Here is a 14,218-nt window from a genome sequence, read left to right as displayed (position 1 = left end):
GCGCCGCCGGCCGGGGCGGGGGGCGGTGGGGGGCCCGGTAGCCCGTTTGGGTGGGCCCCCCCCCGCCCCGGTATACCCCCCACCGCCCCCTGAAAGCGGGGGCGGGCGGGCGCCCCTCGCGCATGTCTCCGAAGCCGCTCTGTGGCCGTCTCCTTCCGGCCGTAACCTTCGGACGTCTTCCTGCGGCCGTCTTTCTGCGGCCGTCACCCCGTGGCTTCTTCCGTGAGGCTTTGCTCCCTCGGGCCGACCGGACGGGCTCAGGAGGAGCCATGATCCGATTTTTCATCTAATGTCACGTCTAACGGCTGCCGGAAGAGGAGCATGCGTGACCAGTCCCGTACCTCCGCGCGATCGCACCGACCAGCCGTGGCGTTCCGAGGGCGCCCCGCCGCCCCCGCCGCAGGGCCGGAAGATGCCGGGAGGCTGGGGCGGACTGTTGCTGACCGCGCTCGCCGTCTACCTGCTCGCCAACCTGGTGCTGTCCTTCTTCAACGGTGCCGGGGAACGGTCGGTCTCCTACACGGAGTTCAGCAAGCAGGTCACCTCGGGGAACGTGGCCAAGATCTACTCCAAGGGCGATGCCATCGAGGGGCAGCTCAAGAAGGAGGCGAAGGTCCCGGGGACCGACCACAAGTACACCAGGTTCGTCACCCAGCGCCCCGCCTTCGCCGACGACAACCTCTGGGCCGAACTGGTCAGGAGCGATGTCACGGTCACGGCCGAGCCCGTCGTGCACCAGCGGAGCTTCCTCGCGAACCTGCTGATCTCGCTGGCCCCGATGCTGCTGCTCGTGCTGCTCTGGGTGTTCGTCGCCCGGCGGATGGCCCGGGGGATGGGCGGCGGGCTCGGCGGCCTCGGCCGCAAGGCCCCGCCCAAGCCCGTCGAACTGGAGGCCCACAAGCGCACCACCTTCGAGGACGTGGCCGGGATCGACGAGGTCGAGGGCGAACTCGACGACGTCGTGGACTTCCTGAAGAACCCGGAGGCGTACCGGAGGATGGGCGCCCGGATGCCCGGGGGCGTGCTCCTCGTCGGTCCGCCCGGCACTGGCAAGACCCTGCTCGCCCGGGCCGTCGCGGGCGAGGCGGGGGTGCCGTTCTTCTCGGCGTCGGCCTCCGAGTTCATCGAGATGATCGTCGGCGTCGGCGCGAGCCGGGTCCGGGAACTGTTCGAGGAAGCGCGCAAGGTCGCCCCCGCGATCGTCTTCATCGACGAGATCGACACCATCGGGCGGGCCCGGGGAGGCGGCGCCGGCATGGGCGGCCACGACGAGCGCGAGCAGACACTGAACCAGATCCTCACCGAGATGGACGGCTTCTCCGGCTCCGAGGGCGTCGTCGTCCTTGCCGCCACCAACCGCGCGGACGTTCTCGACCCCGCCCTGACCCGGCCCGGCCGCTTCGACCGGATCGTCCAGGTCAGCCCGCCCGACCGGAACGGCAGGGAGGCGATCCTGGAGATCCACACCCGCCGGATCCCGCTCGCCGACAACGTGGACCTGGGCCAGGTGGCCACCACGACCCCCGGCATGACCGGCGCCGATCTCGCCAACCTGGCCAACGAGGCCGCGCTGCTCGCCGTCAAGCGCGGGCAGGCCGAGGTGAACCGTTCCGACATCTCGGACGCCCTGGAGAAGATCCAGCTCGGTGCCGAACGCTCACTGGTCATGTCCGACGAGGAACGCCGCAGGACCGCGTACCACGAGAGCGGCCACGCCCTGCTCGGCATGGTCCAGCCGGGGGCGGACCCGGTCCGCAAGGTCACCATCGTGCCGCGCGGCCGGGCCCTGGGCGTCACCCTCTCCACACCGGAGGCCGACAAGTACGCGTACACGGAGGACTACCTGCGCGGCCGGATCATCGGCGCGCTCGGCGGGATGGCCGCCGAACAGGTTGTCTTCGGAGTCGTCACCACCGGCGCCGAGAGCGACCTGGAGCAGGTCACCCGACTGGCCCGGGGCATGGTCGGCCGCTGGGGCATGAGCCCCAGGGTCGGCAGACTGACGGCCATCCCGGCCGACGCCCAGCAGGCGTACGGACTGTCGGCCGCCCCCGCGACGCTGGACGCCGTGGACAGCGAGATGCGGCGCATCGTCGACGAGTGCTACGAGGCGGCGTGCGGGCTGCTGCGCGAGAACCGGGACCGGCTGGATGCGCTGGCCGATGCCCTGCTGGCGAACGAGACCCTGGACGAGGCCGAGGCCTACCGGGCGGCGGGCATCACCCGCCTGGGCACATAGCGACGTCATCACCCGGACGTGTGCAGGGGGACGAGGTTTCAAGACGCCCCGGCCCGCGTACGGAGGCGTACGGAACGGACCGCGTAGGGAACGGACCGCGCACAGCGGCGGCGCACAGAAGGGGGAGACCCTTCGGAGGCGCGGGAACCCGTCGCCTCGGCGGGTGTGACAGGACACGTCCAGCAGGTCGTAGCCGCGCGGGCAGGACAGCCGCCTCAGACGGTGCACACGAGATAGCGGAAGACGTTCGGCATCCAGACGCTGCCGTCCCGCCGCCGGTGCGGGCGCAGCGCCCGCACCACCTCGCTCTCCACCCGGCGCCGGTCCCTCGCCCGCACCGCCCTGTCGAACAGCCGGGTGGACAGCAGTCCCCGGACCGCGCTCTCCATGTCCGCGTAACCGAACGGGCACGCCACCCTCCCGGAACCGTCCGGCATCAGCCCCGCGCGGAACGCCACTTCTTCGAGGTCGTCCCGGCGCGGCGGACGCCAGCCGCCGGAACGTGACGCCCGGCCCCCGTCGGAACCCCGGCCCGCCACCCGCAGCACCGGAGCCGTCGCGCACCGCTCCGGCGGACCCCACCCGGTCAGGACGACCGCGCTTCCCCGGGTGGCCAGCGGTACGGCGGCGCGCAGCGTCGCCGCGAGCCGCTCGTCGTCGCCGTCCGAGCACCCGAGCGGGGTGAACGCCGTGATCAGGTCGTACGGCGTTCCGTCCACCGGGGTCGCCTCCGAGGGATCACCGGCCACGAGCCGATGCCGCGCCGTGCCGGGGTCCCCGTCGCCCGACGCACCGGACAGCAGCCGGGCCCGTGCGAGCTCCAGCCGGTCCGGGTCGGTGTCGACGCCGGTGACGCGCGCCCCGCGCGCGGCGGCGATCAGCAGCGCGAGACCGGAGCCGCAGCCGAGGGAGAGCAACCGGGTGCCTTTTCCCACTTCGAGCCGCTCGTACACCGCCTCGTACAGCGGTGCGAGCATCCGCTCCTGGATCTCGGCCCAGTCCCGGGCGCGAGTACCGGGGGCCACCGGGCCGGCCGTGTCCGCGTGGCCGTGGTGCCGGACGAGCGTACGTGTCATGGAAGCGCCCCAATCCGCCGAGAGGTAGGTCCTGTCCGATCGGTCGTGCCCGAGTGGTGCCCCCGTCGCGTCCGCGCCGCCCTCCACGGGCCGGGGAACCGCGCGCCCGCCACTCGCCTCCGGGAGGCGGCCTCCTCGTCGAGGGCACGCGGCACGGCCGCCCCGTCGGCGCGCGGGCGCTGGAAAACGGGCGCCCACAGGCGGACACCGGAAAGCGGGTGTTCCGTACGCCTGTTGCCCGTTCCTCACCCAGTCTTACCCGACACGCGGAACCGGGCACGTCGAGGACGCCGCGCCGTCGGCGCGCACCCGCACGGCCCGGCCGACAGCTTCTCCTCGTCGGCGGTGCGCCCGTCGGCGGCGCCGTACCCGTCCCGGGAACACGCACCCGCCTCGGAGGCCGCTGGGCGGCCCGCGTACGGTTGCCGTCTACACACCCGTCTACACGTCCAGGCGTACGAGTCGCTACGTACCACCTTGGCGTGAGCTGTGAGAGTTCTCCGCAGATCTGCGCACCCGCCCTCGTCAGGACGCATCAACGGCAACTGACTGGTACGTGCAAATTATTTGGGATGGCCCGGAATCGGAACACCGGGGCACTCGCGCTCGTTGTCACGACGTGAGCACGACACCACCTGTACTTGCCGCGGAGCTGGCGCAGGCGTGGGCCGACATTCAGCGGTACCACCCCGAGCTGCCGGATCTCGCCGCTCCCGAGTCCCTGATCGGAGAGTCCTCGTCCGCCTGTGGCGCCGAACTCTCATTCGAGCGACTGCTGCACGAGGCAGTCCATGGCATCGCCGCCGCGCGAGGTGTGCGTGACACCTCGCGGGCCGGCCGTTATCACAACCGTCGATTCCTCGCGATCGCCGAGGAACTGGGTCTCGACCACGCCGAGGAGCCCCACCCCAGCAGCGGCTTCTCGCTGGTCGCACTCAACCCCGAGGCCAAGCGCCGGTACCGCCCGACGATCGAGCGGCTGCAGCGCGCCCTCAAGGCGCACACCGTCGCCACCGCCGCCGACACCAAGCGTTCGTTCCGCGGGCCCGCCGCCCGGCACGGCTCCTCCGGGGGAGGTGTTCGCGTCAAGGCCGTCTGCGACTGCGGTCGCAACGTGCGGGTCGTCCCGTCGGTCCTGGCGCAGGCGCCGATCGTCTGCGGAGGCTGCGGAAAGCCGTTCCGCATTCCGGAACCGGCGGTCGCTGTGAGGTGACCCCATGGGGTGTGGCACAATGGCTAGCTGTACTCGACAGCCGCACAGGACCCCTCTCTCCTCCGGCTGACGCGTCCATCGGGCACCCGAGTACCGCAACCCCACGTGGCATTTCGTCGTGCCCAATCACGTCATAGACCAGGAGACACCACTCCCGTGGCAGTCAAGATCAAGCTGAAGCGTCTGGGCAAGATCCGTTCGCCTCACTACCGCATCGTCGTCGCCGACTCCCGTACCCGCCGTGACGGCCGGGCCATCGAGGAGATCGGCCTGTACCACCCGGTGCAGAACCCCTCGCGCATCGAGGTCAACTCGGAGCGCGCGCGTTACTGGCTCTCCGTCGGCGCCCAGCCGACCGAGCCGGTTCTCGCGATCCTGAAGCTCACCGGTGACTGGCAGGCCCACAAGGGTCTCCCGGCCCCCGCGCCGCTGCTGCAGCCGGAGCCGAAGGCCGACAAGCGGGCCCTCTTCGAGAGCCTGAGCGACGGCGAGGAGGCCAAGGGCGAGGCCATCACGCAGAAGGCGAAGAAGTCCGACAAGAAGGCGGACGAGGCTGCTGACGCGGCCGCTCCCGCCGAGTCGACCGAGGCCTGAGCATGCTCGAGGAGGCTCTCGAGCACCTCGTGAAGGGCATCGTCGACAACCCCGACGACGTGCAGGTCGCCTCGCGCAACCTGCGCCGCGGTCGCGTGCTGGAGGTCCGGGTCCACCCCGATGACCTCGGCAAGGTGATCGGCCGCAACGGCCGCACCGCACGCGCGCTGCGTACCGTCGTGGGCGCCATCGGTGGTCGTGGTATCCGCGTCGACCTCGTCGATGTGGACCAGGTTCGCTGAGAGAGTTGAACACCGGCACGGGCCGGGGAGGGCCATACGCCCGCCCCGGCCCGTCGTCGTACGACAGGGGTTCGGGGCGTCGTGGGACGGGGTCGGGTGGAACAGGGTCCTAGGGACAGGAGAAACACAAGGTGCAGTTGGTAGTCGCGCGGATCGGCCGTGCCCATGGCATCAAGGGCGAGGTCACGGTCGAGGTGCGTACGGACGAGCCGGAGCTGAGGCTCGCGCCCGGGGCCGTGCTCGCCACCGATCCGGCCTCCACCGGACCGCTGACGATCGAGACCGGCCGGGTGCACAGCGGGCGGCTGCTGCTGCGCTTCGAGGGCGTACGCGACCGCAACGCCGCCGAGGCGCTGCGCAACACGCTCCTGATCGCCGAGGTCGACCCGGCCGAGCTCCCCGAGGACCCCGAGGAGTTCTACGACCACCAGCTGATCGACCTCGACGTCGTCCTCGCCGACGGCACGGAGATCGGCCGGATCGCCGAGATCACGCATCTGCCGTCCCAGGACCTGCTCATCGTGGAGCGGCCGGACGGCGGCGAGGTGATGATCCCGTTCGTCGAGGAGATCGTCACCGAGATCGATCTGGAGGAGCAGCGCGCGGTGATCGCTCCGCCGCCGGGACTGATCGACGAGACCCAGGCCGTGATCGCCTCCTCGCGCGACGAGGACGCGGCGGACGGGAGCCGGAAGGACGGAACCGGAGCCGACGGGACCCGGGCGTCCGGCTCCGGAGAGGACACCTGATGCGTCTCGACGTCGTCACGATCTTTCCCGAGTATCTGGAACCGCTGAACGTCTCCCTGGTCGGCAAGGCCCGCGCCCGCGGCCGGCTCGACGTGCACGTCCACGATCTGCGGGGCTGGACGTACGACCGGCACAACACGGTCGACGACACCCCGTACGGCGGCGGCCCCGGCATGGTCATGAAGACCGAGCCCTGGGGGGACGCGCTGGACGACGTCCTCGCGAGCGGTTACGAGGCGGGGGCGCACGCCCCGGTGCTCGTGGTGCCCACGCCCAGCGGCCGTCCGTTCACCCAGGAACTCGCCGTCGAGCTCTCCGAGCGGCCGTGGCTGATCTTCACCCCGGCCCGCTACGAGGGCATCGACCGACGGGTGATGGACGAGTACGCGACCCGCATACCGGTCGTCGAGGTGTCCATCGGCGACTACGTGCTGGCTGGCGGGGAAGCCGCGGTGCTGGTGATCACGGAGGCGGTGGCCCGGCTGCTGCCCGGAGTGCTCGGCAACGCGGAGTCGCACCAGGACGACTCCTTCGCCCCCGGCGCGATGGCCAACCTGCTGGAAGGGCCCGTCTACACCAAGCCGCCCGAGTGGCGCGGCCGGGGCGTCCCGGAAGTCCTGCTCAGCGGTCACCACGGCAGGATCGCGCGCTGGCGCCGGGACGAGGCGTTCCGCCGCACCGCGCTCAACCGGCCCGACCTCATCGAGCGCTGCGAGGCGAGCGGCTTCGACAAGAAGGACCGCGAGATCCTCTCCATCCTCGGCTGGTCCCCGGAACCCGGGGGCCGATTTTGGCGCAGACCCGAGGCCGTGGAAGAATAGGCCGCTGCTGTGCGTCCGGCGTGCGCCCCTGCCACAGGGGGAACGGCCTTCGCCTCCTCCGCACGCGGGGGAGCGATCCAGACGCCCGCTCGGCGCGCGCGGCATCCCATCCTCACGATCTCCCGTCGATGACCTGTGGCATCGGCGAAGAAAGCAGACAAAATGGCTTCCCTGCTCGATGACGTCAATGCCGCGTCGCTGCGTACCGACATCCCGGCGTTCCGCCCCGGTGACACCGTCAACGTCCACGTGCGAGTGATCGAGGGCAACCGCTCCCGTATCCAGCAGTTCAAGGGCGTCGTCATCCGCCGCCAGGGCGCCGGTGTCAGCGAGACCTTCACGGTCCGCAAGGTCTCCTTCAGCGTCGGCGTCGAGCGCACCTTCCCGGTGCACAGCCCGATCTTCGAGAAGATCGAGCTCGTCACCCGCGGTGACGTCCGTCGCGCCAAGCTGTACTACCTCCGTGAGCTGCGCGGCAAGGCCGCGAAGATCAAGGAGAAGCGCGACAACTGAACCGACTCCCGGGTCCACAGGTCGGCCGGTTAAGCTCTGGCCCCGATGGACACGGAAGCCAAGCCCTCGGAGCGCGACCGCTCCTCCGCACCCGCAGCAGGGTCGGAGGGACGGCCGCGCTTCGCGCGTATCTCCCGGCTGACCTCCTCGATGCCATGGCGGCGCACCGCCGTGACCGGAGCGGTCTGCGTGGTCTTCGTATTGCTCCTGAGCACCTTCGTGGTGCAGCCCTATCTCATCCCGAGCGGCTCGATGGAACCCACCCTCGAAGTGGGCGACAGGGTGCTGGTGAACAAGCTGGCGTATCGTTTCGGCTCCGCACCGAGCCGCGGTGACGTGGTGGTCTTCGACGGCACCGGATCCTTCGTCCGCGAACCACCGAGGCAGAATCCGGTCACCGGTCTGCTGCACGGAGCGGCAGCGTCCCTGGGGCTGGCGGAGCCCGCCGAGACCGACTACGTGAAGCGGGTGGTGGGCGTGGGAGGGGACCGGGTGGTCTGCTGCGACCGGCGCGGGCGGATCGAGGTCAACGGCAGCTCCGTCGCGGAGGAGTACCTGCACCCGGGGGACGAGCCGTCCCGGGTGCGCTTCGACATCGTCGTCCCCGACGGCACGCTGTGGATGATGGGCGACCACCGTTCCCGTTCCCGCGACTCGCGCGACCATCTGGGTGATCCCGGCGGCGGCATGGTCCCGGTCGACATGGTGGTCGGCCGTGTGGACTGGATCGGCTGGCCACCGGGCCGGACGGGCTCACTGCCGGGCAGCGGCGCCTTCACCGGCGTACGGGCACCGACGGGTGGAGCCCATGGGTGACCGAGGCCGACCACGGGACGACGACGGTCCGGAGGCATCGGGCCCGGACGGCATACCTTCTGCGCCCATACACCCCCTGCCGACCAGGGCGGAGCGCCGGAAGCGGGCCCGCAGGGTCCGGCGGCGACGGCGCGGGGCGGCCGTCCGGGAGATCCCGCTGCTCGTCCTCGTGGCGCTGCTGATCGCGCTCGTCCTCAAGACCTTCCTGGTGCAGGCCTTCGTGATCCCCACCGGATCGATGGAACACACCATCCGGATCGGCGACCGGGTACTGGTGGACAAGCTGACGCCGTGGTTCGGCTCCCGGCCCGAGCGTGGCGACGTGGTCGTCTTCAAGGACCCGGGCGGCTGGCTGCGGCAGGAGGACACCGCCAAGAAGGACGCGCCCGTCGTCGTGGCGCAGGTGAAGCAGGCGCTGACGTTCGTCGGCCTGCTGCCGTCCGACGACGAACAGGACCTGATCAAACGCGTGGTCGCGGTCGGCGGCGACACGGTGAAGTGCTGCGGCGAGGACGGCCGGATCACCGTCAACGGCGTACCGCTCGACGAGCCCTATCTGCACCCGGGCGACCCGCCCTCCCTCATCAAATTCGAGGTAAAGGTTCCGGCGGGGCGGATCTTCGTGATGGGCGATCACCGTTCGGATTCGGCCGATTCCCGCTACCACCTGGACGAGCCGGGGCACGGCACGGTGTCCGAGAACAGCGTCGTGGGACGGGCCGTGGTGATCGCCTGGCCCTTCTCCCACTGGCGAAAGCTGGACGAACCGGCGACATTCGACTCGGTACCTGACGCGCGTGCCGGGACGGCCCGGGTATCGGGCCCGTCGAATAGTGTGTCGTCCAGGGATCCCGACGGAATGATCCCTCTCCCGACCCCTGCGGAACTCCCGCTCGTTATGGGAGTGGTGGGCCTGCGTCGGCTGGGACGCGGGCGGCGGCACGGAGTAAGGAGTGGATGTGGGGGACTTGGCGGTCGGCGCACGATCCGGACACGAACCCGAGGACCGGCCGGAGAACGTCGGGTCCGACGGGGCGACGGCTGACCGAGCGGGGACTGACGGCGACTCCTCGCGCGGTGGTACGGGACAGCAGAAGCCGCGCTCCTTCTGGAAGGAGCTGCCCCTGCTCATCGGCATCGCGCTGGTTCTCGCGCTGCTGATCAAGACGTTTCTGGTGCAGGCGTTCTCGATCCCCTCGGATTCGATGCAGAACACGCTGCAACGGGGCGACCGGGTGCTGGTCGACAAGCTGACGCCCTGGTTCGGCGCGGAACCGGAACGCGGCGAGGTCGTGGTCTTCCACGACCCGGGCGGCTGGCTGGAGAACACCCAGGCCCCCGAGCCGAACGTGGTGCAGAAGTTCCTCAGCTTCATCGGACTGATGCCGTCCGCGGAGGAGAAGGACCTGATCAAGCGGGTCATCGCGGTCGGCGGCGACACGGTCGAGTGCAAGAAGAACGGCCCGGTCGTGGTCAACGGCAAGGCCCTCGACGACAAGTCCTTCATCTTCCCGGGGAACACGCCCTGCAACGACGAGCCGTTCGGTCCGATCACGGTTCCCGAGGGCCGGATCTGGGTGATGGGCGACCACCGTCAGAACTCCCTCGACTCCCGCTACCACCAGGAGCTACCCGGAGGCGGCACGGTCTCCAACGACGAGGTCGTCGGACGCGCCATCGTCGTGGCGTGGCCGATCAACCGCTGGGCGACCCTGCCCGTCCCGAAGACCTTCGACCAGCCCGGGATCAACGCGACGGTGAACACGGCGATGGGCCTGGCCCCCGGAGCGCTCGGCCTGGCCGGTGCCGTGCCCCTCGTCCTGTGGCGTCGCAGGAGGCTGACCAGGGGGTGTACCGCCGGGTAGGGTGCCGACTCGGATCAGCGATTGCCGATCTCCGACGGGGAGGGACGCTGGGATGAGTGGAACAGGACGTACGGGCGACGGCCGCGGGCGGCTCGGCAGCACGCTGTCGGGGCTGGCCGTGGCCGTCGGCTGTGTGCTCTTCCTCGGCGGTTTCGCGTGGGGAGCCGTGGTGTACCAGCCGTACACGGTGCCGACCGAGTCCATGACGCCGACGGTGCACGCCGGTGACCGGGTACTGGCCCAGAGGATCGACGGCGACGAGGTGCGCCGTGGCGACGTGGTGGTCTTCACCGATCAGACCTGGGGCGACATGCCCATGGTGAAGCGGGTCGTCGGAATCGGCGGGGACACGATCGCCTGTTGCGACAAGGGCCGGCTCACCATCAACGGCCAGGCCGTTGAGGAACCGTATCTGCAGCGGCGGGAGCCCGCCTCGGGGAACAGCTTCTCGGCCGACGTGCCCGAGGGGCAGCTCTTCCTGCTCGGCGACGAACGCCGGTCCTCCCTCGACTCGCGGGTCCATCTGGACGACCCGGGACAGGGCTCCGTGCCGCGGGGCGCGGTACGAGCCCGGGTCGACGCCATCGCCTGGCCGATGGACGGCATGGTCGAGCGGCCGGCGGCCTTCGCCGCGTTGCCCGGCGGAGTCTCGTCGCCAGGCCCTCTGCGCCTGCAACTGGCCGCCGTCGTGGCGGGCATGGTGCTCATCCTCGGCGGCGCCGCGTACGGCCCGATCGCGGCGCGGTCCGCACGCGTGGCCCGGAAGCGACGATCGGCTCAGGGGGAGCGGTCGCCACAGGGGACGCGGTCGGCACCGGGCGGGCGATCGGCAGCGGAGCAGCGGGAAGGGACGGCGACGGATGCGCATTGAGAAGCGGAAGGTCGCCCGTGTGGTGCTGCTGGACCCCGAGGACCGGATCCTCCTGATCCACGGATACGAACCGACGGACCCCACGTCCACCTGGTGGTTCACCCCGGGCGGTGGCCTGGAGGGCGAGGAGACCCGGGAGCAGGCCGCGCTGCGCGAGCTCGCGGAGGAGACCGGCATCAGCGATGTCCGGCTGGGCCCGCTGCTCTGGCGGCGGATGTGCTCGTTCCCCTTCGACGGGCGCCGTTGGGAGCAGGACGAGTGGTACTACCTGGCCCGTACGACGCAGACCGCCACCGACACCCGTGGGCTGACCGGGCTGGAACAGCGCAGCGTCGCGGGGCTGAGATGGTGGACTTCCGCCGAACTGTCGGCGGCGCGTGAGACGGTGTACCCGACCAGACTCGCCGAGCTGCTGCGCACGCTGCTCGACGAGGGGCCTCCGCGTACGCCAGTGGTTCTGTCCCCCGAATTCGCCTGAGCGCCCGGGGAGCCGGGCCCTGGCGCACAATAGGGGGACGCACGGCTGAAGGGGAACATGCCAATGAGCGCCGAGGACCTCGAAAAGTACGAGACCGAGATGGAGCTGAAGCTCTACCGGGAGTACCGAGACGTCGTCGGTCTGTTCAAATTCGTGATCGAGACCGAACGGCGCTTCTACCTCACCAACGACTACGAGATGCAGGTGCACTCGGTCCAGGGCGAGGTGTTCTTCGAAGTGTCGATGGCGGACGCCTGGGTCTGGGACATGTACCGGCCCGCCCGTTTCGTCAAACAGGTACGCGTGCTGACGTTCAAGGACGTCAACATCGAGGAGCTCAACAAGAGCGATCTCGAACTCCCGGGCGGCTGAGCCCACTCGCAGGGGGCGGCTGATCCTGCTCTCCCCCAGGGGCCGGGGCTGTCCGCGAGGGACCCCGCGCGGAGAACGTCCCCGCCCAGGGTTTCGTCCCCGACGAGGGCTCGTCCTCGGCCGGGGACCGACCGTTCCGGGAACTGCCCGTTTCGTGGGACCGTGATCCCTCTTCGGGGGTGATTCCCTCGCACGAGTGGCCGGGATATCCACAATCCCGGAGTTGTCCACCAAGATCCACAAGCCGGGGCCGGACACGTCAGAGTCGGTCCCGGAGGTGGTTCCGACATGAACGCACGGGGAGCGCTCGGGCGGTACGGCGAGGATCTGGCGGCACGGATGCTGACCGACGCCGGCATGTCCGTACGGGAACGGAACTGGCGCTGTCGCGCCGGTGAGATCGACATCGTCGCGCTGGACGGCGACGTGCTCGTGCTCTGCGAGGTGAAGACGCGCAGAGCGGGGCCGTTCGAGCACCCGATGGCCGCCGTCACACCGGCCAAGGCGGAACGGCTGCGCCATTTGGCGGAGGTCTGGCTGCACCGGCACGGCGGGCCGTCCGGCGGGGTCAGGATCGACCTGGTCGGGGTGGTGCTGCCGCGGCGCGGGGCACCCGTCGTGGAGCACGTGCGGGGGGTGGCCTGATGGGGTTCGCGCGGGCGTGCTCGGTGGCGCTGGTGGGCGTCGAGGGCGTGGTGGTGGAGGTCCAGGCGGACCTGGAGGCGGGGGTGGCGGCGTTCACCCTGGTGGGCCTGCCGGACAAGAGCCTGGTGGAGAGCCGGGACAGGGTCAGGGCCGCGGTGGTGAACTCCGGGGCCGAATGGCCGCAGAAGAAGCTCACGGTCGGGCTCTCACCGGCCTCCGTGCCCAAGGGCGGCTCGGGCTTCGATCTGGCGGTGGCCTGCGCGGTGCTGGGGGCGGCGGAGCGGATCGACCCGGCGTCCATCGCCGATGTGGTGATGATCGGGGAGCTCGGCCTCGACGGCCGGGTGCGGCCGGTCCGGGGCGTGCTGCCCGCCGTGCTGGCCGCGGCGGAGGCCGGTTACCGCCAGGTCGTGGTGCCCGAGCAGACCGCGGGGGAAGCGGCGCTGGTGCCCGGCGTCTCGGTGCTCGGGGTGCGGAGTCTGCGGCAGCTGATCGCGGTGCTCTGCGACGAGCCGGTGCCGGACGAACCGAGGAACGACGACGAGGGGCGCCCGGGCACGATGCTGGCCGGGCTGCTGGTGCCCGGCGCCGGGACCGGCACCGGCCTCGTCCGAGGCTCCGGCCGGGGCGACGGCGGCGTGCCGGATCTCGCGGACGTCGCGGGACAGGAACTGCCCCGCAGGGCGCTGGAGGTCGCCGCGGCGGGCGGCCACCATCTGATGCTCACCGGCCCGCCGGGCGCGGGCAAGACGATGCTGGCCGAGCGGCTGCCCGCCATCCTGCCGGAGCTGACCAGGACGGAGGCCCTGGAGGTCACCGCCGTGCACTCCGTGGCGGGGCTCCTGCCGCCGGGGGAGCCGCTGGTCACCCGCGCGCCGTACTGCGCGCCGCATCACTCCGCGACGATGCAGTCGCTGGTCGGCGGGGGCAACGGTCTGCCGCGGCCCGGCGCGGTCTCCCTGGCCCATCGGGGCATCCTCTTTCTGGATGAGGCCCCGGAATTCTCGGTACGGGTGCTGGACGCGTTGCGCCAGCCGTTGGAGTCCGGGCACGTGGTGGTGGCGCGGAGCGCCGGAGTGGTGCGGCTGCCCGCGAGATTCCTGCTGGTGCTGGCCGCCAACCCCTGCCCGTGCGGCCGGCACTCCCTCGGTGGTGCCGGCTGCGAATGCCCGCCCTCGGCGGTCCGGCGTTACCGGGCGAGACTCTCCGGACCCCTGCTCGACCGGGTGGATCTGCGGGTGTCCGTCGACCGGGTCGGGCGCGAGGAGCTGATGGGGCAGGGCGGCGGAGGGGAGCCGACGGCCGTCGTCGCCGACCGGGTCCGGGAGGCCAGGGCGCGGGCGGCGCACCGCCTGGCCGGTACGGGATGGGGCACCAACAGCGAGGTCCCCGGTCATGAGCTGCGCACCCGGCTGACCTCGGCACCGGGCGCGCTCCTGGAGGCGGAGCGGGACATGGAGCGCGGACTGCTCACCGCCCGAGGCCTGGACCGGGTCCTCAGAGTGGCGTGGACGGTGGCCGATCTGCGCGGCGCCGACCGTCCGGAGGCGTCCGACGTCGTGGCGGCGCTGGAGCTGCGGACCGGTATTCCGCGGGGTGCCCCGGTGAAGGCCGGTGCGGCGTGACGTCCCGGGCGGACCGCGGTCGGCCGCAGGAGCGGCGCCGCGTTTCGGACCGGTCACCGGAGCACGGTGGGGGAACGGGACCGCGGTCCGGGCGCGGCG

Annotated in this window: 16 protein-coding genes; 15 read left to right on the top strand and 1 reads right to left on the bottom strand. The window is 71.1% G+C overall.

Translation table 11 applies throughout. The features are described 5' to 3' along the window. Positions 1-325: 325 nt before the first annotated feature. Positions 326-2,239, top strand: a complete 1,914-nt coding sequence (gene ftsH / locus ACFYY6_RS03935; RefSeq protein ID WP_389191561.1) for an ATP-dependent zinc metalloprotease FtsH — start codon at positions 326-328, stop codon at positions 2,237-2,239. Between the two features lie 215 nt (positions 2,240-2,454). Here the strand turns inward: ftsH and ACFYY6_RS03930 are convergent, their stop codons facing one another. Continuing rightward, positions 2,455-3,315, bottom strand: a complete 861-nt coding sequence (locus ACFYY6_RS03930; RefSeq protein ID WP_389191558.1) for a class I SAM-dependent methyltransferase — start codon at positions 3,313-3,315, stop codon at positions 2,455-2,457. 619 nt (positions 3,316-3,934) lie between these two features. On the opposite strand from ACFYY6_RS03930, the gene ACFYY6_RS03925 reads away from it, so the two are divergent. From ACFYY6_RS03925 to ACFYY6_RS03860, 14 genes are all read left to right on the top strand, one after another. Then, entirely contained in the window at positions 3,935-4,528 is a 594-nt protein-coding gene (locus tag ACFYY6_RS03925) for a hypothetical protein (protein ID WP_351516823.1), read from the top strand. Positions 4,529-4,684: 156 nt separating this feature from the next. After that, entirely contained in the window at positions 4,685-5,122 is a 438-nt protein-coding gene (gene rpsP, locus ACFYY6_RS03920) for a 30S ribosomal protein S16 (protein ID WP_389191555.1), read from the top strand. A 2-nt stretch (positions 5,123-5,124) separates the two neighbouring features. Further along, complete coding sequence (locus ACFYY6_RS03915; protein ID WP_005311361.1) at positions 5,125-5,364, top strand: RNA-binding protein; 240 nt, start codon at positions 5,125-5,127, stop codon at positions 5,362-5,364. 131 nt (positions 5,365-5,495) lie between these two features. Continuing rightward, positions 5,496-6,113: a ribosome maturation factor RimM gene (gene rimM, locus ACFYY6_RS03910; RefSeq protein ID WP_389191552.1), complete on the top strand. Its 618-nt coding sequence runs from the start codon at positions 5,496-5,498 to the stop codon at positions 6,111-6,113. Further along, entirely contained in the window at positions 6,113-6,934 is an 822-nt protein-coding gene (gene trmD, locus ACFYY6_RS03905) for a tRNA (guanosine(37)-N1)-methyltransferase TrmD (RefSeq protein ID WP_351629602.1), read from the top strand. The genes rimM and trmD overlap by 1 nt, the downstream gene beginning before the upstream one ends. Before the next feature lie 162 nt (positions 6,935-7,096). Beyond that, positions 7,097-7,447, top strand: coding sequence for a 50S ribosomal protein L19 (rplS, locus tag ACFYY6_RS03900; protein WP_148839582.1), 351 nt, complete (start codon positions 7,097-7,099; stop codon positions 7,445-7,447). A gap of 45 nt (positions 7,448-7,492) precedes the next feature. Continuing rightward, positions 7,493-8,263: a signal peptidase I gene (lepB, locus tag ACFYY6_RS03895; protein ID WP_351516826.1), complete on the top strand. Its 771-nt coding sequence runs from the start codon at positions 7,493-7,495 to the stop codon at positions 8,261-8,263. Beyond that, positions 8,256-9,308 carry a signal peptidase I gene (gene lepB, locus ACFYY6_RS03890; protein ID WP_388647921.1) on the top strand — a complete coding sequence of 351 codons (1,053 nt, stop codon included), beginning with the start codon at positions 8,256-8,258 and terminating at the stop codon, positions 9,306-9,308. Before lepB (ACFYY6_RS03895) ends, lepB (ACFYY6_RS03890) begins: the two co-directional genes overlap by 8 nt. Continuing rightward, complete coding sequence (gene lepB, locus ACFYY6_RS03885) at positions 9,232-10,128, top strand: signal peptidase I (RefSeq protein ID WP_351516861.1); 897 nt, start codon at positions 9,232-9,234, stop codon at positions 10,126-10,128. Before lepB (ACFYY6_RS03890) ends, lepB (ACFYY6_RS03885) begins: the two co-directional genes overlap by 77 nt. 52 nt (positions 10,129-10,180) lie before the next feature. Further along, on the top strand, positions 10,181-10,999 hold the full coding sequence (lepB, locus tag ACFYY6_RS03880) for a signal peptidase I (RefSeq protein WP_351516827.1): 819 nt from the start codon (positions 10,181-10,183) through the stop codon (positions 10,997-10,999). Further along, a complete protein-coding gene (locus ACFYY6_RS03875) occupies positions 10,989-11,477 on the top strand; it encodes an NUDIX hydrolase (RefSeq protein ID WP_351516829.1) in 489 nt (162 codons plus the stop codon). Before lepB (ACFYY6_RS03880) ends, ACFYY6_RS03875 begins: the two co-directional genes overlap by 11 nt. Before the next feature lie 63 nt (positions 11,478-11,540). Next, complete coding sequence (locus ACFYY6_RS03870; protein WP_043444228.1) at positions 11,541-11,849, top strand: DUF2469 domain-containing protein; 309 nt, start codon at positions 11,541-11,543, stop codon at positions 11,847-11,849. Positions 11,850-12,137: 288 nt separating this feature from the next. Further along, positions 12,138-12,494, top strand: a complete 357-nt coding sequence (locus ACFYY6_RS03865; RefSeq protein ID WP_351516831.1) for a YraN family protein — start codon at positions 12,138-12,140, stop codon at positions 12,492-12,494. Then, positions 12,494-14,119, top strand: coding sequence for a YifB family Mg chelatase-like AAA ATPase (locus tag ACFYY6_RS03860; RefSeq protein ID WP_351516833.1), 1,626 nt, complete (start codon positions 12,494-12,496; stop codon positions 14,117-14,119). Before ACFYY6_RS03865 ends, ACFYY6_RS03860 begins: the two co-directional genes overlap by 1 nt. Positions 14,120-14,218 lie beyond the last annotated feature (99 nt).

Origin of the sequence: Streptomyces sp. NPDC001750 (genome assembly GCF_042892615.1) — a bacterium.
Taxonomy (GTDB): Bacteria; Actinomycetota; Actinomycetes; order Streptomycetales; family Streptomycetaceae; genus Streptomyces.
The sequence above is the reverse complement of the archived record's forward strand: the minus strand, read 5'-3'. Positions and strand labels throughout refer to the sequence as shown.